This is a genomic window from Paenibacillus sp. UMB4589-SE434, from assembly GCF_030226685.1.
Lineage (GTDB): Bacteria > Bacillota > Bacilli > Paenibacillales > Paenibacillaceae > Paenibacillus_B.
Genome location: NZ_JASOYK010000003.1, coordinates 214,077 through 235,800 on the forward strand (window position 1 = coordinate 214,077; position 21,724 = coordinate 235,800).

The 21,724-nt window shown below is 48.6% G+C and carries 14 protein-coding genes and 3 pseudogenes; all 17 read left to right on the top strand.

The window, feature by feature from the left end:
- Positions 1-15: 15 nt before the first annotated feature.
- Positions 16-2,544: pseudogene (locus QP775_RS13530) on the top strand (type I polyketide synthase); the annotation flags it as partial.
- Positions 2,545-3,204: 660 nt separating this feature from the next.
- Positions 3,205-3,864 (top strand): annotated as a pseudogene (locus tag QP775_RS13535) (acyl carrier protein); the annotation flags it as partial.
- Entirely contained in the window at positions 3,865-4,113 is a 249-nt protein-coding gene (locus QP775_RS13540) for an acyl carrier protein (RefSeq protein WP_239330433.1), read from the top strand.
- On the top strand, positions 4,091-5,317 hold the full coding sequence (locus QP775_RS13545; protein ID WP_239330430.1) for a beta-ketoacyl synthase N-terminal-like domain-containing protein: 1,227 nt from the start codon (positions 4,091-4,093) through the stop codon (positions 5,315-5,317). Before QP775_RS13540 ends, QP775_RS13545 begins: the two co-directional genes overlap by 23 nt.
- Positions 5,318-5,339: 22 nt before the next feature.
- Positions 5,340-6,605 carry a hydroxymethylglutaryl-CoA synthase family protein gene (locus QP775_RS13550; protein ID WP_285106729.1) on the top strand — a complete coding sequence of 422 codons (1,266 nt, stop codon included), beginning with the start codon at positions 5,340-5,342 and terminating at the stop codon, positions 6,603-6,605.
- On the top strand, positions 6,602-7,372 hold the full coding sequence (locus tag QP775_RS13555) for an enoyl-CoA hydratase/isomerase (RefSeq protein ID WP_285106731.1): 771 nt from the start codon (positions 6,602-6,604) through the stop codon (positions 7,370-7,372). The genes QP775_RS13550 and QP775_RS13555 overlap by 4 nt, the downstream gene beginning before the upstream one ends.
- Before the next feature lie 15 nt (positions 7,373-7,387).
- Positions 7,388-8,137 carry a polyketide synthase gene (locus QP775_RS13560; protein WP_285106733.1) on the top strand — a complete coding sequence of 250 codons (750 nt, stop codon included), beginning with the start codon at positions 7,388-7,390 and terminating at the stop codon, positions 8,135-8,137.
- A gap of 32 nt (positions 8,138-8,169) precedes the next feature.
- Positions 8,170-10,971, top strand: a complete 2,802-nt coding sequence (locus tag QP775_RS13565) for a type I polyketide synthase (RefSeq protein WP_285106735.1) — start codon at positions 8,170-8,172, stop codon at positions 10,969-10,971.
- Positions 10,972-10,988: 17 nt separating this feature from the next.
- The gene (locus QP775_RS13570; RefSeq protein ID WP_285106737.1) at positions 10,989-16,679 is read left to right on the top strand and encodes a non-ribosomal peptide synthetase; all 5,691 of its coding nucleotides are present in this window, start codon (positions 10,989-10,991) and stop codon (positions 16,677-16,679) included.
- Between the two features lie 29 nt (positions 16,680-16,708).
- On the top strand, positions 16,709-17,713 hold the full coding sequence (gene sbnA / locus QP775_RS13575) for a 2,3-diaminopropionate biosynthesis protein SbnA (RefSeq protein WP_285106739.1): 1,005 nt from the start codon (positions 16,709-16,711) through the stop codon (positions 17,711-17,713).
- A complete protein-coding gene (gene sbnB / locus QP775_RS13580) occupies positions 17,706-18,755 on the top strand; it encodes a 2,3-diaminopropionate biosynthesis protein SbnB (RefSeq protein WP_285106741.1) in 1,050 nt (349 codons plus the stop codon). Before sbnA ends, sbnB begins: the two co-directional genes overlap by 8 nt.
- Positions 18,756-19,090: 335 nt before the next feature.
- The gene (locus tag QP775_RS13585; RefSeq protein ID WP_285106743.1) at positions 19,091-19,339 is read left to right on the top strand and encodes an RHS repeat-associated core domain-containing protein; all 249 of its coding nucleotides are present in this window, start codon (positions 19,091-19,093) and stop codon (positions 19,337-19,339) included.
- Positions 19,340-19,549: 210 nt separating this feature from the next.
- A complete protein-coding gene (locus tag QP775_RS13590; RefSeq protein ID WP_285106745.1) occupies positions 19,550-19,894 on the top strand; it encodes a hypothetical protein in 345 nt (114 codons plus the stop codon).
- A gap of 55 nt (positions 19,895-19,949) precedes the next feature.
- A pseudogene (locus QP775_RS25765) lies at positions 19,950-20,066 on the top strand (colicin E5-related ribonuclease); the annotation flags it as partial.
- A gap of 14 nt (positions 20,067-20,080) precedes the next feature.
- Positions 20,081-20,425, top strand: a complete 345-nt coding sequence (locus tag QP775_RS13595) for a hypothetical protein (RefSeq protein ID WP_285106747.1) — start codon at positions 20,081-20,083, stop codon at positions 20,423-20,425.
- 506 nt (positions 20,426-20,931) lie between these two features.
- Complete coding sequence (locus QP775_RS13600) at positions 20,932-21,147, top strand: ParB N-terminal domain-containing protein (RefSeq protein ID WP_483312017.1); 216 nt, start codon at positions 20,932-20,934, stop codon at positions 21,145-21,147.
- On the top strand, positions 21,148-21,690 hold the full coding sequence (locus tag QP775_RS13605) for a hypothetical protein (RefSeq protein WP_285106748.1): 543 nt from the start codon (positions 21,148-21,150) through the stop codon (positions 21,688-21,690). It abuts the gene before it with no gap.
- Positions 21,691-21,724 lie beyond the last annotated feature (34 nt).

Genomic DNA, 21,724 nt, shown 5'->3' on the forward strand with positions numbered 1-21,724 from the left:
CAGATGAGAACGCGTATGACAGGCAATGAGAGGGGTACTGATCGTGGCGCCAAGCAGACGTCAGGCTGGAACGAGGCCGCAGCCGCTACGGCTGTTGCTGCCACTACAAGCGGAGAAACAGGAGGCTCAGGCAGACATGCTTCGCTTGTTACAACAGCGATAGAAGAGACGCTTGCCAGACTGGTCTCTCAACTGCTTAAGGTGAAGCCGCAAGATATTGAGCCACAGCTAAAATTAAGCGATTATGGGTTTGATTCAGTTACATTTACGGAGCTGACGAATCGATTAAATGAACAATTTAAAGTGGATCTAACTCCGGCAATCTTTTTTGAGTACGCGACGATCCAAAGCTTTGCCGACTACATGGTTAAAGAACACTACGAGACGATTGCTCAATTGCTGCTGCCATCTGAAGCACTGAGCGAAGAGCTGCTAAACAAAGCTGGGAGCCTGAAAGCTGTAGACGAGCTGGATATAGCTCCGTTACCTCGTCGTGCACGCTTTGCACAGAACGCCTCAAACGTATCAACTTCTCTACACCGCTCTACTCATACACATGGGACAGAGCATACAGCTAGAGCCTCTGCATCTGACCTGTCTGGCGTATCACAATATCAAACAAGACCACTTATAAGTGCCAAACAAGCACTCGCAGACCCTCTAGGCGGGAGATCAGCATCTAATCAACAAGCCCTGCCAGGACAAGTTGCTATTATTGGGATGAGCGGCAAGTTTCCAATGGCTGATGACCTGGAGGAATTGTGGGCAAATCTGCTGCAAGGCAAGGACTGCATTACCGAAATTCCAGCTGATCGTTGGGATTGGCAGTCCTATTTCGGTGACCCTGCGATGGAGCCCAACAAGTCCAATGTGAAATGGGGCGGCTTCCTGAATGGGATCGCTGAGTTTGATCCGCAATTTTTTGGCATCTCACCGCGAGAAGCGGAGCTGATGGACCCGCAGCAGCGGCTGTTGATGACGTATGCGTGGAAGGCGCTGGAGGATGCTGGTTATGCAGCTGCCAGCTTGGCAGGTTCCGACACTGGTCTATTTGTCGGTACTGCGAGCAGTGGATACAGCGAGCATGTCTATCGTGCGGGCTTGCCGATTGAAGGCTACACTTCTACCGGCAGTGTTTCTTCCGTAGGTCCTAACCGAATCAGTTATTTCATGGACCTTCACGGGCCAAGTGAACCGATCGAAACGGCGTGCTCCAGTTCATTGGTAGCCTTAGACCGTGCCGTGGCGGCTATTCAGAATGGTAGTTGCCGTATGGCCATTGTCGGTGGAGTAAACACCATCTTGTCGCCAGAACCACATATCAGCTTTAACAAAGCGGGAATGTTGAGTGAGGATGGTCGTTGCAAGACCTTCTCAGCTGCTGCCAACGGGTACGTTCGCGGTGAAGGTGTAGGCATGCTGGTACTGAAAGGGTTGGATGAGGCGGAACGGGATGGTGATACGATCCATGGCGTCATTCGTGCGACTGCCGTTAATCATGGCGGGCGTGCGCAATCATTAACAGCTCCTAACCCGAAGGCACAAGCGGCTCTATTGCAAGCGGCGTATGGCAAAGCAGGGATTGATCCTCGAACGGTGACATACATTGAGGCTCACGGAACAGGGACTGAGCTGGGTGACCCGATCGAGATTAATGGCTTAAAAGCGGCGTTCCAGGCCTTATATGAAAAAAGTGGTCTGCCAGCAACAACTCAATCGCATTGTGGGCTGGGCTCAATCAAGACCAATATTGGGCATTTGGAACTGGCGGCAGGAGTTGCTGGTGTGATCAAAGTTCTACTGCAAATCAAACATCAGACGCTTGTCCAGAGCTTGCATTGTGATGAGGTGAACCCGTATATCCAGCTCAAGGACAGCCCGTTTTATATCGTACAGCATAAGCAGGAATGGACAGCGCTCCGTGATGAGTATGGCAATGTGGTGCCGCGCCGCGCGGGAGTAAGCTCATTCGGATTTGGTGGCGTCAATGCACATGCGGTCATTGAAGAGTATATTCCGCCAATCAAGCAGAAAACAGAGCGGACATCTTCAACAGAAGTGAAACCGGTTGTTGTTGTGTTGTCAGCGCGGAATGAAGAACGCTTGCGTGATCAGGCTGCTCAATGGCTGACCTATCTGGATGCAGGCAAGCTGGAAGATTCCGAGCTTGCAAATGCAGCCTATACACTGCAGACAGGCCGGCAGGCATTTGAAGAACGAATTGGCATTGTAGTCGCGTCTGTGCAGCAATTGCGCGATAAACTTATGCTTTACGTTTCAGGGGAAGAATCGATCTCGGGCTTGTACCGAGGTCATACCAAACGAAGCAAAGATCTGGTTTCGTTGTTCGCAGACGAAGATTTGAAGTTGGCGGTTGAGGCCTGGTTTGCCAAAGATAAGCATCATAAACTGGCAGAAATCTGGGCGCGGGGGCTGGATATGGATTGGAAACCGATGTATCAAAGAGTCCTTCCGCAGCGACTAAGCTTGCCGACTTACGTGTTTGCACGCGAACACTATTGGGTTGGGCAACGGAAGTCCGTGTCTGCGCGGTCCGAGAGCGTAGGCCAGCATAGTCATCACGAGCACTCAGTGGATGCATCACAACGTAATGGTCAGCGGCTTCCAACTGCCGAGGCCTCAATTCAGATCAGCCAACTTGGTCAGTCTCTAGCAGCAATGGACGCAGTTGGTCATACGACTCAGATTCAACAAGACACACTCCGAACAGAATCGTCAAATCGTCAGTATGAGCAGACGGCATCGAGAGATGCTTTGCAACGTTCGTTTGCTTCGACTGAGCCTGGTGCTCCATCGCCTGCTGTTCAAGTGCATACAGCAGCGAAGCCGACAGGCATCAAACTTAAGCCTACCAGCAATAGGCCTCCAGAGGTCCAGCATTCATCAGCTGCCGAGAGATCAACTGTAAAGCTGCGACCGCTGTCGAACTATACAGCTGAAAAGAATCTCCATGGTGTAACGACTGCCGCGCAAGCTGTTTCGCCCCAGTACGGTGAACTACAGCTAGGTAATGAAAGGTTAAGTAGATTACCGAACGTAGGAGAACCACCTGTTGGAGAATCGCTCACTTCAGTGGAGAGCCAGGATCAAACGTACGAAGGCTACCTCCATCAGACCACTGTCAAGAGTTCGCCGGAAGCTGCTTCAATGCTCGCACAGCGGCTGCGTCAAGAATTGACGTCAAGCTTAGCGGAGGCGTTATATTTGAGTGCTGCTGATATCGATACAGATAAGCCGTTTATCGAGATGGGACTGGATTCGATTATCGGGGTAGAGTGGATGCGTACCATTAATCGCTGCTATGGCACCACTATTGCGGCCACTAAAGTGTACGACTATCCGAATGTACGTGATCTAGCTTCCTATTTAGCTAATCAATTGCATCAAGCCCAGGCAGGAACTTTATCGAATCAGACAACTGCCGAACATAAGACGATATCAGAGACGCGAAGCATTTCATCATCAGTTGCAGGCATCTCCATACCCGATATCTCAACAGGAAGCAGGCAAATGCTGCAAGAACTTACCGAAACTCTAGCTGAAGCTTTGTATTTAACTATTGATAAGGTTGATACCGAAGTGAAATTTATTGATCTGGGGCTGGATTCGATCGTTGGCGTTGAATGGCTGCGCGCAGTAAACCGTCAATACGGCACAACGGTTACAGCGACCAAGCTGTACGACTATCCGACACTGCGCGAGTTCGCCACATATCACAATTCACAATTATCTGATTATGATGGTTCACAGCCGTCTGTAGATCACGTGCTGCAGCAAGTACAGGCGGGAAAGCTTGACATCCAGCAAGCAGAAAAGCTGCTTATGACATTAGGAGGCGTTTAGATGAACAAGGATCTTATTTTTAATATTGTCATCAATCATAGTCGGGAGTTGTTGCCAGAATTAGAAGGGCACAAGTTCCAGTATACAGATCGATTGACGGATCTGGGCGCAAATTCTGTCGATCGGGCCGAAATTGTAATGATGACGATGGAATCATTGTCACTGCATATTCCTCGTGTTGAATTGTTTGGCGCATCCAACATTGGTGAATTGGTGGATCTGATTTATGACAAATTGCAGCTCGTCTAACGTGTGGGTCACCGGTGCGGGAATAACTTCTGCAGTAGGAAAAGGGCAATCAGCTTTTGCTGAGGCCCTTTTTCGTGGTGATCATGCTTTTGGCATAATGGAGCGGCCGGGACGGCAGAAGGAGAGCAGCTTTATCGGGGCGGAGTTGGCCCCGATGCTGCCTGCGGACCGCATCGCCAAGCGGTTGTGGCGAGGTGCATCGCTGACCAGTCAAGCCGCACTGGTCACACTGCTGGAAGCGTGGGAAGAGGCGCGGTTGGACAATGTGAATCCGACACGAATCGGTCTCATTATTGGCGGTTCAAATGTACAGCAGCGTGAGCAGCTGCTCACCTATGATACTTATGCGAATCGGCCGCTCTACACGAGGCCAACCTACGCACTTACTTTTATGGATAGTGATTTATGCGGCATATGTACGGAGCAATTCAATATCAAAGGATTTGCCTATACGGTAGGCGGGGCCTCAGCAAGCGGCCAAGCGGCGGTAATCGCTGGAGCAGAGGTGATTCGTTCCGGTCAAGCGGACGTTGTCATTGCTTTGGGGGCACTGATGGATTTGTCCTACCTGGAGTGCCAGGCATTACGTTCGCTTGGCGCGATGGGTTCCGATCGTTATGCGGGTGATCCTGGCGCGGCTTGCCGGCCTTTTGACCGTTCGCGGGACGGCTTTATTTACGGAGAAGCCTGCGGTGCGATAGTTCTTGAGCGTGCGGAGCATGCTGCGGAGCGCGGGCAGAAAGCTTATGCTCGCATCGCCGGCTGGGGCATGGCAGCGGACGGCAATCGGAACCCGAACCCTTCTGCGGAGGGGGAGACACGTGCCGTACAGAAGGCATTGATCTCCGCAGGTGTGGATTCGAGCGAGATTGATTATATCAATACGCATGGAACAGGTTCGGCAATTGGGGATGAGACTGAACTACAGGTCATTAGAGATTGTGGTCTTGAACAGGCTTATCTGAATGCGACCAAGTCAATTACAGGTCATGGACTCAGTGCAGCGGGAAACGTGGAGCTAGTGGCAACACTGCTGCAGATCAAGAGTTCCAAGCTGCATCCCACCCGCAACTTGTATGATCCGATTGATCCAGCGCTGCGCTGGGTCGCGGATCAGTCGATGGACCATGAAGTCCGGAACGCATTAAGTTTAAGCATGGGATTTGGCGGCATGAACACAGCCGTTATTTTGCAGCGATTATGAACGGAAAGCAGGGAGAGGGCAGATGATCTCAGCGGGAATAGAAGCAATGAATGCTTTTGGAGGTACGGTAAGCCTGAATGTGATGGAACTGGCCAAATATCGCAAGTTAGATACAGGCCGATTTGAAAATTTGTTAATGGTAGAAAAGTCAGTTGCCCTCCCGTACGAGGACCCGGTAACGTTTGCGGTTAATGCGGCAAAGCCAATAATTGACGCAATGTCCGAAGCTGAAAAGAACCGGATCGAGATGTTGATTACATGTACGGAATCGGGTATCGATTTTGGCAAATCCATCAGTACTTATGTTCACCATTACTTGGGGCTGTCGCGAAACTGCAGGCTATTTGAAATGAAACAAGCCTGCTATGCGGGGACCGCTGGCTTTCAGATGGCTGTTAATTTTGTGCTGTCGCAAGTATCGCCGGGTGCTAAAGTATTGGTCGTTGCTACGGACATCTCTCGTTACTTGAAAGTTGAAGAAGGAGATGAATTGTCGCCGGACTGGTCCTTTGTGGAGCCCAGTGGGGGCGCTGGCGCCGTAGCACTGCTCGTCTCGGAGCAGCCGGTTGTCTTTCAGGTCGATCCTGGCGCCAATGGGTATTATGGCTATGAGGTCATGGATACTTGCCGACCAGTACCGGATAGTGAAGCCGGAAATGCGGATTTATCGCTGCTCTCCTATCTGGATTGTTGTGAGCAAACTTATCTGGAGTATGAACGTCGGGTAAGCGGAGTTCATTACCGGGACACGTTTGATTACATGGCATATCATACGCCTTTTGGTGGCATGGTCAAAGGTGCCCATCGCACGATGATGCGCAAGATGGTCAAAGCAAAGTCCGCCGAGATTGAGCAGGACTTTGAAGAGCGTGTGCTTCCAGGCCTGCACTACTGTCAGCGAGTCGGCAACATTATGGGGGCCACGCTGTTTCTTGCGCTGACCAGCACAATTGATTTAGGCAACTTTGACGTGCCGAAACGAATCGGCTGTTTTTCTTACGGATCAGGGTGCTGCGCTGAATTTTTCAGTGGTGTCGTGACACCTGAAGGGCAGGAGCGACAACGCCAACTGGCGATTGGCCGCCAATTATCGATGCGTTATTCACTCGCGATGGATGAGTACGAAGCCGTGCTGCAAGCAAGCGACATTGTCAAGTTCGGCACACGCAACGCCAAGCTCGACCCGCTGTTTATTCCACAGGCCGTGATCAGGCATACGGCACCGCGACTCGTGCTTGATGAGATACGCGATTATCACCGTGTGTACAAATGGTCCAATGTCACATGAGCAGCCTTTACGAGACCATCCGCATTCGTCATCAAGGTCCAGTGGCATATATCCAGTTGTACAGGCCAGATGCAGACAATTCGATTAATGACCGTATGATCTTCGAATGTTCGGATGCGCTGGTTAATTGCGGTGATCACTCCCAGGTCATTGTGCTGGAAGGTTTGCCGGATGTGTTCTGTTCCGGTGCCGACTTTCAGCATGTAAGCGAGCATGATGCGGCAGGGTCAGAGGCTCTCGATGTAGCTCTCCCCCTTTATGCGTTGTGGGAGCAGCTGGCCAACGGACCGTATGTCACAATTGCACATGTAAAAGGAAAGGTGAATGCGGGTGGTGTGGGCTTTGCAGCAGCTTGTGACATGGTTATTGCAGAAGATTCGGCGCAGTTCAGTTTATCGGAAATGCTATTTGGCTTGTTTCCGGCATGTGTGCTGCCTTTTCTCATTCGCCGCATAGGCTACCAGCGATCCCACTACTTAACGTTATCCACGCAAGCAATCAGTGGAAGCCAAGCGTATGAGTGGGGGCTTGCTGATGCAGTTGGACCCGACAGTGAACTGCTGCTGCGCAAGCACATCCCGCGGCTGACTCGAATATCAAGGGAAGGTATTGTGAATTACAAGTTATACATGTCCAAGCTTCGTGATGACATATCAGCTGCCAAGCCAGAGGCGATTAGGGCCAATCAAACGATGTTTGCGGACCCCTCAACTCGTGAAAGGATCAGCCGTTATGCCGCGACAGGACTATTTCCATGGGAATCCTAGGAGCGAACGCCAGTTATGAAACAATCAATCGTTCAAATGAAAGAGATAGAACCTGGAATCATGCTGCTGCAGATGGAAGACCGCGAGTATAAAAACATGCTTACCCCTGACATGACCGCTTCGCTGCAAGCGGCATTTCGGCTTATCGGGGCGGACGCGCGCTGTCGTGCAGTGATCTGGACGGGATATGACAGCTATTTCTCATCTGGGGGCACGAAGGAAGGATTATTGTCCATCCATGCAGGCCAGGCCGTATTTACAGATGCATCCGTATTTCAACTGTCCTTGGAATGTCCGGTTCCAGTCATTGCAGCTATGCAGGGACATGCGATCGGCGGGGGATTGTCGATGGGACTCTTTGCCGACTTTGTGGTGTTAAGTAGAGAAAGTGTATACACAGCCAATTACATGAAATACGGTTTTACGCCAGGTATGGGCGCTACCTTTATTATGCCGTACAAGCTGGGGTATTCGCTTGGCAGCGAAATGCTGCTGACGGGCAGCGCTTATAGAGGGGGCGAGCTGGAGCGTCGCGGCGTTCCGTTTCCCGTTGTTCCAAGAGGGGATGTATTGGCGGAGGCGTTGGAGCTGGCACGAAATATGGCATTGAAGCCACGAGCATCGCTGCTGACCTTGAAGCACCATTTGACAAGGGCGATTCGGGAGCAGCTCTCAGAGGTCATCCAACAGGAGATCGAAATGCACGAACAGACGATTCATCAAGCAGAAGTTAAAGAACGGATCACACAGTTATTTGGCAACTAAAGTATTAAATTGACAGATAAAGAGGGAGATAAATGAACGCACAAGCGATCTTACGGTCTCTGCAGGAGGGAAATATTAGTCTGGCGGAGGCTAAGCACAGACTTAGCGAGGCCTCGAGGCAGGAACAACGTTTAGCGGAAGGGCCTGTATCAGCACAAGATGCGAGGCAAGATTTGAGTCAAGAGATACAAGACTCTATACCGGAATCGAAATGGTTGCACAAGCAAGTGTCTACAACAGAACCGAAGCTAGAACGCGAACCTTCCCCACGGCCTTCTGGACCTACACGTGATTCTTATGATGAGAGCAATGATGAAGCAGCCCGCCTTAAGCGAGACTCCGATGCCATAGCCATCATTGGGATGTCAGGGCAGTTTCCACAGGCGAACACGATGGAGCAATTTTGGAGCAATCTGGCGGAAGGACGCGACTGCATAAGTGAAGTGCCCGCGGACAGGTGGGATATGTCGTTCTACGACGCAGACCCAAAGACACCTGGCAAAAGCTACTCCAAGTGGATGGGCGTACTGGAGGAGGCGGACCAATTCGATCCACATTTCTTCCAATTATCTCCTGCCGAAGCCGAATTGATGGACCCGCAGCAGCGATTGTTCCTGGAGCATTGTTGGCGGAGTCTGGAGGACGCTGGCATAGCCCCCTCCAGCTTGGCTGGCAGCCGCTGCGGCGTATTCGCAGGCTGCTCCGTGAACGATTACGATCATCTCATGGGCAATGAAGGGATGAGCGCATACGGACTTGTAGGACGCTCTATCGCGATCCTGCCCGCCAGAATTTCTTATTTCCTTAACTTAAAAGGTCCTTGTTTGGCAATAGACACGTCCTGTTCTGCCTCATTGGTTGCGATTGCGGAAGCCTGCAACAGCTTAAAATTGGGGGATAGCGATCTGGCGCTGGCAGGCGGCGTATGCGTGCTGACAAATCCCGCGATGCATATTATGACAAGCAAGGCAGGCATGCTGTCGCCGGACGGACGCTGCTTTACGTTTGACAATCGGGCAAATGGGTTTGTGCCAGGTGAAGGCGTTGGCGTCATCCTGCTCAAACGTCTGGCGGATGCTGTACGGGACGAGGATCTTATCTATGGCGTCATTCGCGGGTGGGGGGTGAATCAGGATGGCCGAACAAACGGGATTACAGCCCCTAGCGGTCAATCTCAAAGTGAGCTGGAGCGTGATGTATACGAGCGATTTGGCATTGATCCTGAATCGATTACGATGGTCGAGACTCACGGTACAGGCACAAGATTAGGTGATCCGATCGAAGTCGAAGCGTTGACAGCTGCCTTTCAGACCTACACGCAAAAGAAAGGATACTGCGCCCTTGGCTCGGTTAAAAGTAATATCGGTCATCTGCTGACGGCTGCCGGAGCAGCAGGTGTTATTAAAGTCCTTCTCTCGATGCAGCATAAGCTGCTGCCACCGACAATTCATTTTGAAGCTTTAAATGACCACATTACGTTGAGCGAGAGTCCGTTTTATGTAAATACGCAGCTGCGGCCATGGAATACTGCTGCGTCTGCACCAAGACGTGCTGCGGTGAGCTCTTTTGGATTCAGTGGCACGAACGCCCATCTTGTTATTGAAGAATATGTATCCTCAGCTCAGGAGATTGCCTGCTCAACGCAAGTGCTGTCGCAGGTTGCCACGCAAGTGGTCGCAGGTAACGTTTTATCCTCTTCACATGTTGCTGCCATGAATGCGGCAGATGCTAGACGTTCCACAAATGCAAGGAATGATGGATCTGTTGGACAATATGTATTTCCTCTGTCTGCTCCAGATGCAGATGGACTTATACGATACGCCAATATGCTTCGAAAATGGATTAGCAGCAAAGGCTATGATAACCCCGAATTGGTAAAATCGCTGGCTTATACGCTTCAGACTGGACGGGAACCGATGAAGGAACGTGTCGTGATCATCGCTGCTCACGTGTCCGATCTGTTGTTAGGCTTGGAAAGTTATTTGAACAATCAGACCTCACCTCATGTGATTACCAAAAGGCATGTATCCGATACAAGCCTTGCAACTGCAGACACTCCAAATGTTTACACCTCGGACGCACTGAACACTGGCACAAATTCAATAGGATCATATCCCACAGCTGCGCCTACCTTTGCTGCATACTCTAAAACGTCTCTTCATTGGCAGGGACCACAAAGTCTACGAGATGGTTTGCCGCCGAACGATTTCAAACATCTAATTGATGTAGCCAATACCTGGGTGAATGGTGGCATTGTTCCTTGGCGTGAGCAGTATACTAACAGCTCTTCCAGCCCTGTGCGATTGAGACTGCCAGGCTATCCGTTGAGAAAGGAGCGCTATTGGGTGCGTTATGCATCAGCAGATGTGGCTCCAACTCAGCAAATCCAAGCGCCAACTCACCATGCTTATACAGATGCAAGGACTTATGTCTACGAGCTGCTGGCTAGGCACAGCATAGGCATTCAGTCGAATCAGTCTGTAAATTCGTTAGATGAGGGACTGCCATTTATCCAACTGGGCCTCGATTCGCTGGTGGCGATCCATATCCAAAATATGATAATGAAGGATTTTGGCCTTGAGGTCACGATGGTCCAACTTATGGATGGCTTGAATACGCGTGAGCTGATTCAGCTGCTGGAAGGCGTTAATCATGAACTCGCCATTAAACAGACTGAAGCTGTTGCATCAGAGCATTCCAGTGGCGCGGAACGGAGGCAATGGCTTGATATAGAACATAACGTTCCTCGAATGGATCAAATGAAGCAGAGAGAATACGGTGTTCCGGGCCAAAAAGAAAAGAAGCAAGATGAAGCAGTATGGATGGAGTTATAAGAAAAAGGAGGAGCCATATGCGGTTTTTTGCCTTGCTTCATGAACTGATGCTGAAAGGGATTGCCTTTAAAGTAGACGAAGGCAGGCTGCGCTACAGCGATGAAGGCAGCGTCATGACAGAGTCGATGCGGGCAGAGCTGCTTGCTTATCGGCCAGAGTTCACCAAGCTAACGGGTAGTGCTAATAGTTTTCAACTGGCACCTGTGTCGCCAGCCCAGCAAGCGATGTGGATGATGCATCAATTTTACCCGGAAAGTACAGCTTACAACACAGTACTTGGCTTAAGATTGACTTCACAAGTGGACGAACATGCACTGGAGCAGGCTTGTCAACAGTTGACGGAGAGGCATCCTGCTTTACGCTCCACTTTTCGGAGCGACGGCCCTGATGTGCTGCAGGTCATCCATAACCAACATCGTGTATGGTGGCAAACCTACGATTGTCGGGCATTCAGCGTTGAACAAGCCCGAGCAGAGATGACTCGACGCAGCAAGGAGCCGTTTCGTCTGGAACGAGGCGCTTTGTTTCGTGCGGAGTTGTTCCGAATGGATGATCACTGCTGTCTGGTACTGACAGCACATCATATCATTATGGACGCGTGGTCGTACCATCTGATTGTTGAGCAATTGGAAGCTTGTTATCGTGCAAAACTGACAGGCAGAGAAGTCATTCTGCCTCCACTTGACTGCCAGTATGAGGACTTCGTATTACAACAGCATCAGATGCTGGCAGGGCCTAAAGGCGAGTCGCTTGCTGCTTATTGGTGTGATCGCCTCTCCGGTGAGCTTCCGTCGACACATTTGCCTGTGGACTATCCTCGTCAGCCAGTTCAACGGGGGAATGGCGATTCTGTCGCCTTTGAACTTGACTCCGCGCTGCTAGGCAGATTATCAGCCGCAGCGCAGGAGACAGGCAGCACCCTGTACGTTACGCTGCTCGCCGCTTATCTAGTGCTGCTGCACCGCTATAGCGGTCAGGAAGAACTGCTTGTCGGCACGCCAGCAACAGGCAGGACAAAGCCGGAATGGGCTGGTGTAGTCGGGTACTTCATCAACGCCGTCGTCATTCGAGCGGACTGTGCGGGAGAGCCGACGTTCGCCTCGTTTACCAGCCAGGTGAAGCGGGCTGTGCTGGCAGCGCTGGAGCATCAGGAGTATCCATTTGCCTTGCTGTTGGACAAGCTCGGGCTGAAGCCTGATCCGAGTCGGCAGCAGCTGCTGCAAGTCATGTTTGTTTTTATTGATGATATCCGCAAAGCGCAGCAGGCGAACAGCACCAGCACATCATTGTGGACTCCATTTGATCTGCCAAGCGAAGAAGGACAGAATGATCTGATGCTTGTCATGACGAAGCTCGGTGAGCGCTTTGCAGGAGCATTGCGTTACGATGCCGACCTGTTTGAGCGTGATACCGTATCCCGCATGGCAGACAGCTTTTTAACACTGCTTCACAGCATCGCGGACAACCCGCACCTACCAATTAGTAAGCTCCCAATCGTAAGTGCCGCTGAACGGACGCGTCAGCTTGTGCAATGGAATGATACGGCAGCGTCTTATCCTCGTGAATTCCGCTTACATGAGCTGTTTGAGCAGCAAGCTGAACGAACACCTCATGCTGTAGCTGTTGTTGACAGCAATACGTCGCTTACTTATGCGCAATTAAATCGATATTCGAACGAAGTGGCGACTGCATTAATTACAAGAGGCGTGGTTCCCGATGACCGGGTCTGCATTTTGGAGGATCGTGGCTGTGATTTTCTGATTGCGATGCTCGGGATTTTTAAATCTGGCGCTGCCTACATTCCGCTTGATCCACGGCATCCTTCAAGTCGACATCTTGGTATTATCCGTGACAGTGATGCCCAAGTCCTGCTTACTTCCTCAGACAAATCAAAACCTCTTATCCAAGAGGCGAATCAAATGAAGCTTGCTATGTTACCTATAAAACAGTTGTACGGAAAACAATCAGAATGTCGTAATCCACATATACGCGTGTCTGCGGATCATCTGGCTTATGTTATTTACACATCAGGCTCAACGGGTAAACCGAAGGGGGCTATGGTGGAGCAGCGGGGCATGTTAAATCATTTGTTTGCCAAAATAAATGATTTGTCCCTTGGGCCAGGCGATGTAGTTGTGCAAAATGCTTCTCAATGCTTTGATATCTCGGTATGGCAGTTTCTCTCCGCTATCGTAGTGGGAGGGACGACTCGAATCGTTGAGGATGAGCTTGTGATGGACCCCGTTCCATTTCTCGATGTCATCGCTGCTGCGCGCACGACCATTTTGGAGATGGTTCCTTCTTTGCTTCATGCTGTGCTTGATGTCATTCAGGCAAGACCTGACCTGACAGCCAAGCTTCATAGTCTAAGGTGGATGATTGTAACTGGCGAGGCATTACCGCCTAATTTGTGCGTAAGATGGTTCGCACGATATGCTCACGTTCCGATGATGAATGCCTATGGCCCAACAGAATGTTCGGACGATGTGGCTCACTATGTACTGTATGCTCCGCCAGAGGAGCATCGTACCATCATGCCTATTGGTCGCTCGATTCAAAATACGAGACTGTATATACTGGATCGTTATCTGGAGCCGGTACCAATCGGTGTAACTGGTGAATTGTATGTTGCCGGAGAAGGGGTGGGGCGTGGTTATCTAAATGATCCCGAACGAACAAAGCAAGCTTTCCTGATCGATCATTTGGCCGCCAAGCCTGGAGGGAGGCTGTATCGTACGGGAGATCGTGCCAAATATTTGGCCAACGGAGATATTGAGTACCACGGGCGAATTGATTATCAAGTGAAGGTGCGAGGCTTCCGGATTGAACTTGGTGAAATTGAAGCCGCTATGCAGAAGCTAGCAGGGATCAAAGAGGCGGTTGTAGTGGCAAAAGGCGAGGCGTTGGAGGACAAGACGCTGGTTGCATTTTGGATTGCGGATGCCGAGACTGCATTTTCATCCTCTGCGGATGGGCATCAGGCCTTCAAAAGAATACTGGGCCAAGCATTGCCAGAATATATGGTGCCAGCTGTCTGGCTGCGGCTGCAGCAGTTTCCGTTGTCTGCTAACGGCAAGATTGATCGCAACTGGCTAACCGCCAACACATTGAATGACATTGGGCATCAATATGGAGTCGATGTAGCGTTAGAACTGTCTAAAGGGCATGCTTCAGCTGCAACGAAAGGTGAAAGCGGTACTGTTTCTAACGATGCTGTTAGCCATAGGGAATGGCCGAATACTGGAAACGGGGCAAGCAGCCAGTCTGAAAAGATGCTCAGTCATCAGGCAGCAGCTAAGGAGGCGATCTCAACTCCCGTCATGCCATCCGAAAAAGAACTTCGAGTGTTATTACAAGGCTGGCTCGAACAGGATGTTGGATCTGTGATTGCCGAGATGATGAACCTAGCGGTAACGGATTTGGATAGGCGAGCCAATCTGATTGAGAGCGGCTTTAACTCGATCAAATTTATTACACTGAGTGCTAAGCTGGATGAATTGTACGGGATTCGGATTGCTCCACCGCAGTTTTTTGATTTTGCTACGACAACGGGTATCATTCATTATTTGCTGAGCAACTATCAGGAGCAATTAACCTCCAGTTATGTCGAGTTATTGCAGCGATGGCAGCAGGGAAGTCTCGACACCGATTGTACAGAGGGCACCGATCGCACTTCAAATGATTCATCGGCAACATTGCACAGGGATGAAGCCGTTCCTTTCCATGATGCTGGTAAGCAAGCAGCATTAGATTTGGACGAATTGGACGTAGAGTGGATGGAGTCGGCTGTCGCCATTATCGGGATGGATGCTCGCACACCAGGTGCACGTAACGTGTCAGAGATGTGGAACAATTTAGTTGGCGGCGTAGATGTTATTACGGAGATTCCTGCCGATAGATGGGATTGGCGCCAAGTATCCGGCGAACATACAAAGGCCAGATGGGGTGGTTTTATCGCCGATGTGGATAAATTTGACGCCGGTTTCTTTGGTGTGCCTGAAGAAAAAGCACGGCAGATGGACCCGCAGCAGCGCCTTATGCTGGAGGCCTCTTGGAAAGCAGTAGAAGATGCCGGATACAAGATGTCCGAGCTGTCTACTCGCCAAGTTGGCGTATTTATGGCTGTGGCTTATACGGATTATATGGACGTGCTCCGCGAAAGCGGGCACAATCTGGATCTGCATGCCGCAGCAGGCATGGAGCGAACCTTGATCCCGAACATGATCTCTCATTACTTTGATCTTACGGGTCCGAGCGAAGCGGTAGATACCGCCTGTTCCAGTTCGCTTACGGCGCTAAGCCGGGGGGTGGAAGCCTTGCGCAGCGGCGTGTGTGATACAGCGATCATCGGAGCAAGCAATTTAATACTAAGTCCGCGATTATTCACAGTGTTTGATGAGCTGGGCAAGTTGAGCAGTGACGGCCGCTGCAAAACATTTGACAAGGATGCAGATGGATATGTCCGATCAGAAGGTGTCATTACTGTAGTCTTAAAGCCATTAAAGGCAGCAATCGCCGACCATGATCATATCCATGCTGTGATTAGAGGGTGCACGACACGACACATCGGTCGATCCAGCGCATTCACTGCACCAAAATCTACTTCTCAATCTGATCTGATCAAGGAAACCTATAAGCGTCACTCCGTCGATTTGTGTTCGCTCGGCTATGTTGAAATGCATGGGCCTGGGATCAGCCTGGTTGACGCTGTAGAAGTTAATGCACTGAGCAAAACGATGAAGGAGTCGTTGGAAAGTGGATCATCTGAAGCGAAAGCTTCTTTTGCTTGTGGCATTGGCTCCGTCAAATCCAACCTTGGGCATATGGAAGCGGCAGGTGGGCTGGCAGGTTTGCTCAAAATTGTATTGTCCATGCAGCATGGTATCATCCCGGCCAATGTTAATATTCAAGAGCTGAATCCTTATTTGGAGCTGGAAGATAGCCCGCTCTACGTCATTCAAGAGAATACACCATGGCATGACACCTTGGACACGCTTGGCCAGCGCAAACCAAGAAGAGCAGGGATTAGTTCTTTCGGTGGCGGCGGGGTGATCGCCCATGCGATTGTAGAGGAACATTTCAACAAGCAGCATCTATACGCGGAGGAACCAGCTGAGAGTGATGATAGCACAAAGCGAGAATATGCTATTCCACTGTCGGCCAAAAGCGAGCGATCGCTGCGCCAATATGCTGCGGAGTTGGCTGCATTTATTCAGCCGCTTCTGCAGGACAGCCTGTCAGACCAAGCATCACAACGAGCCAATCGGATTGACAACACAGTGAAGGAACGTCCATACAGGCTGATGGATATAGCCTACACACTCCAATCCGGCAGGGAAGAATTCGAGGAACGGCTTGGTCTAACGGCAGCTGGGCTGGATGAACTTCATCGCAAGTTATTAGGGTTTGCCCAGGGAAAAATGGATGAACGCGAGTATTACAGAGGTACCGTTCAAGCACTAGATGTTGAGACTGAGCAGTGGACAGACCACATCGATGGAAAGAAAGCCGAGGCAGCAGGAGCTGCTGCGAAGCTAACTGCTGAACAAGTGGTTCAGCAGTGGGCGACTGGCTCAACAGTGGAATGGGACCAGCTATACGAGAGAGCAAGGCCTTATAGGGTGCCGCTGCCTACGTACCCATTTCACAAAGATCGTTATTGGGTAGAAGTGTCTGACAGTCGCAAAGAAATGGTAGCACAAGTGTAATCCAGAGAGGCCATATCAGGTGGAGAGTGATGATAAGGATGGTAAATACAATAGAAGCGCGTGCATTTCCGGACAATGGAGTTCTATCATTAATTGGCAATACCCCCCTTTTAAAGTTAGAGCGTATTGTGTCACAAAACCGATTTAATCTGTACGGCAAGCTCGAAATGTACAATCCAGGCTCAAGTATTAAAGATCGCACCGCTCTTAGCATGATCAAGGAAGCGTGGAAACGCGGCGACATCAATGAAGATACCACCATTATTGAATCAAGCTCTGGCAATCTTGCGGTAGGGCTGGCCCAGTTGGCTAACTACTTGGGACTGCGATTTATTTGCGTGCTTGACCCGAAGACAAATCAGCAGACGATCAAAGTGCTTCGAGCATACGGCGCGATCATTGATATGGTTAACGAGCCTGATCCTGTAACGGGTGAGTATTTGCAAGCGAGAATTAATCGTGTTAGCTGGCTAAAGGAAAACACGCCTAACAGCTTTTGGTGCAACCAATATGCCAATCTTGACAACCCGTTAGCACACCGTCATCTCATGAATGAGATTATGACCGTGCTGCATGGCCAAATCGATTATTTGTTCCTATCCGTGAGTACGTGCGGGACGTTCAGAGGGTGCTTTGAGTATATTCAGCAGCACGGACTGAATACGAAGATTGTGGCGGTGGATGCGCAAGGCAGCGTGATTTTCGGTGACAAAGGAAGGGCCAAACGATTAATTCCTGGCCATGGTGCTGCCAGAGTACCAGAGCTATTCCAGCCAGGCATGGAATATCAGCAGGTGCATGTGACAGACATGGAATGTGTGGAGGGGTGCCGCTTGCTGCTGCAGCGGGAATCTATTTTGGCAGGCGGGTCCTCTGGAGCCATTATTATGGCGATTAAGCGTCTTGAAGCGGAAATTAGCGACAATTCTACCTGTGTGGCGATATTAGCGGATAGCGGTGAGCGTTATATGGATACGGTTTATTCGGAAGAGTGGGTCCAATCACATTTAAAAGGGGTACAAATCGATGAGTAGTGTAGCGATCGAGCAAGGGCAAATGGTGCTTTTAACAGGTGACGAGATTGTTGATATTTTGCAAGGTCATGAACAGGAAACGATTAAGCTTGTCCAAGCTGCCTATCAAACGCACAGTCTCGGTGATAGTGAACTGCCTCACTCTACTTTTCTCCGCTTTCCGAAGCAGGAGCGGGACCGTATAATTGCGCTAACGGCTTATCTTGGGGGAGACTTCAACGTCGCTGGACTGAAATGGATCGCCTCCTTTCCGAATAACATTCAACAAGGTCTTGAGCGAGCGTCCGCGACACTTATATTAAATGCAATGGAGAATGGTCGGCCAAAGGCGATTATGGAGAGCTCCGTGATTAGCGCGCAGCGTACGGCGGCAGGTGCGGCTCTTGCAGCAGATCGCTTGTGGGAAAACATGCCCCTCCACACCGTGGGGATGATCGGCTGTGGGCTGATTAACTATGAGACTTTCCGCTTCTTGCTGAGCGTCAGGCCAGAGGTGCACACCGTGTACGTCTACGATGTCGATTCCGCAAGAGCTGAGCAGTTTAAACGAAAATGCCAGGAATATGCGGGCAATATTGAAATCGTACTGAAGCCGGATATGACATCGATCTTGGCAGAGGCAGAGGTGATCTCGCTGGCGACCACGGCAGTACAACCGCACATCCATGATCTGTCTATGTGCTCGCCGGACAGCGTCATTTTGCACACGTCGCTGCGGGATATAAGCGCGGAGGCAATCTTGTCCGTCGACAATATCGTCGACGATGTGGATCATTGCTGCAGAGCGCAGACGTCTGTCCATTTGGCCGAGCAGCACTCAGGGGACCGGGCGTTTATTCGTTGCACGATCGGCGATATCTTGCTGGGCAATGTTCGTTCAAGGGAGCAGGGCAAGCCTGTAGTGTATAGCGCATTTGGCCTCGGCATACTGGATATTGCGTTAGGGGAATATGTTTATAAGCGTGCACTTGAGCAGCAGGCAGGGACTCGAGTCGGCTCGTTCTTTCCAACGAATTGGCTGGAGCGTGGCGGGAAGTTGTAGTCGTCAATGGTTGATGAAATATAGGGACTTGTAAGATCGGGTAATTGTGGTTTTATTAAACTAGCAAGCTTGGTTTACCAACACTGAAATAATTTCTTTCTCATTCAAAAGGCGCAAACACGCTTGTGTTTGCGCCTTTTTTTCGTTCTTTATAGGAAGCATGATAACTTTGATCAGGTAGGCTATTCCTATAATAATGTAGGTAGAATTCGTGATGTGTCATTAAACGGTACAATACAGGCCAAGTACAGCTACAATGAGACTGGCCAGCGTATTTTGCAGTGGGTGAGGTTGCAACACTACGCTCCAGTTACCTTTTTGGCAACGGTTTGATCATGATGGAAGATGCCCAAGACAATCCGTATTATTATTTACACAATGGCCATGGCAATGTGGTGGAACTACGTAATAGACTAGGCACTGTAGCCAATCAATATAAGTATGACAACTGGGGCAGTGTGCTGTCCAAAAGTGAGCAGGTTGCCAATCTATTCCGTTATTCCGGTGAGTATTGGGACGAAGCTACCCAGTTGCAGTACTTGCGAGCCAGATGGTACGACCCAAGTGTGGGGAGGGTTTATTAACTAGAAAACGTGAAGGGGAAAAAGGGAATCCTTTAAGTTTGAATCTGTATCCGTATGTGCATAATAATCCACTTATAAATCATGACCCTACAGGTAAATGGTGTGAGGCTATCGTTAGCGGAAAGTACTATTCACATGCTGGGCAATGCGCACAAGATACCAAGGGGAATAAAATAAATAAGAGTTCTGTATACACAGAAGACTCAAAATATGTCTATTCTTTGTTTTTTTATTTTAAGTCAGGCAATTAATGCAGAAGCAATTGCATCTTCAAAAGCTAATAGAGCTAGGATTAACAAGTTATCAAACCAGTTTGTCTCTGTTGTCCAAGAAATATCCGGTGTTACAACAATGAAATCGGTCTTTTCTTCCAACCCAATGGAGTCATATACAGCAATGCTAAGCCTAATTGGGCCACCTGGATTTGCAGGGAAAGGGAAGGGGACACATCAATTTACGTATGACCCTAAGAAGATTGGTAAACAAATGCAGAAGAGAGGGTGGAGCGATGATTTAATTAACTATGTTTTGATCAATGCTTCCAAAAAAAATTAAAACTAAGGATACTCGATGATTACCTGGAGCTTCAGGACCACTTGATGATCCTGCGACTGCGTATATTCTAATGGATGGAAGCTACGTGGTTAGAAATGATCTTAGTGGGCATATAACACAAATAAGCAATAGAAATGATCCAAATTGGATAGCACCATGGGATAGTCACTGATGAGGGGGGTAATTATGAATAATGAATTAGAAGTAATAAATAAATATAAGGAATTTGGTGTTATCTCAGCAAATGAGTTATATCTCCCCATCTCCACTGCAGGGATTTTTATAGATGAGTGTAACAAATATGAAGTTGCTGTAGTAGGTGTTGATTTTTTTTATATTACAGAAGAGAGAAAAATAGTTCCCATAACTCCCATCAACTCGATAGATGCTAGTATGATAACAATAAATAAAAGCTGGAAGCAGTATGTTATGGAGTGTAATAAGTTTGTATTGAAAGCACTAATTCAGGAAAAAAAGAAAGACAATAATCAGTTCTATAGTTTTGTGCTGTCATTTAAAAATGAGCTATGAAAAGGTTATTTAAGAAAGGTTGTTATATTCTTTTCTACAGAAATGAAGATTTATATTAATTTGTTTTGAGACGATGAATTTGTTGTTAAGTCATCGTCTTTTTTGTAAACATGAACGGTTTATTAACTAGGATACGTATAAAGGGGAATATTGTCTAATCCGCTTAGTTTGAATTTGTATACGTATGTCACTAACAATCCACTGCAGTATATCGATCCTAGTGGAAAAAGATATATACCTTAAGAAGTGAAGAGTATTATAGATGTGTCTATGAAAGCAAACTCGACAAAAATGAAATTTACTGGAGATTTAATTCGCTATTAGGCCTTCAATTCCAGCCGGTGTTTAATGATCAGGATAATAACCGATTTAATACTTGTTTGAATTGCTTACACAAACGAGTAGTTATGCGAATAGTAAGGGAAGTGCAGATTGGGCAAGAAGTCAGTTAATAGAAGCGTATAACAAATGGCATCAGGAGTCAGATAAAAAGACTTATAAAGTCTATGCAAAACTCAGGTTGGGATGGACCCCCGATCAAAGCTTACGTAGTAAACGGAAAAACAATTATCGTTGATGGACATCATAGAGCTTCTGCTGCAAGACAAGCGGGATTTAAAAATGTCCCTATTGAGTATGTTACGGAATCAGAATTGACAAATATATGGAAAGTAACGCCTGATGAATTATTTCATCAAGTATACGGAGCAGGAGGAAGATAGATGGGGGTGGAATCCTATAATTTTTTTATATACCCAAAAGAAAATATGGTTAAACTTACCGATGATGGATGGGAAACATATGGTAGTCATTCAGTATTATTTACAAATGTTACAAATGCACTCAAATCCATGTTGAATGTCAATTCATACACATCTAAAGAGAGTTGGTCTGATGATGATCCAGAATGCTATTATTCTTATGCAGATGAAACTTGCATTATAGAAATACAAATTAATTCAGGTGTGAAGTCGGAAAAGGTTGATGAGATTTCAGTAAGATTTGCTGTCTATAATCCGGAAGGGACATTTGAAAAAGCAATTAAATTGTGTAGAAATATTGGAATCTTACTGGGAATGAATGTATTAGATATGAAATTACATGAATCTTTAGATTTTAGTAACGAGATACAGGTAATGAAAAGTAAACAAAAATACTATGAAAAGAGAGAACAGTTCTTTTCTATGTTCAGCCTACCGGATGGCGTCATAGCTAGGCCATTATATTGTAGTGAGGTTTGGAACATTGTAAAAGGGGAAAGGTAAGTTTTAATGCGAATAAATAAGAACAAGTGATGAG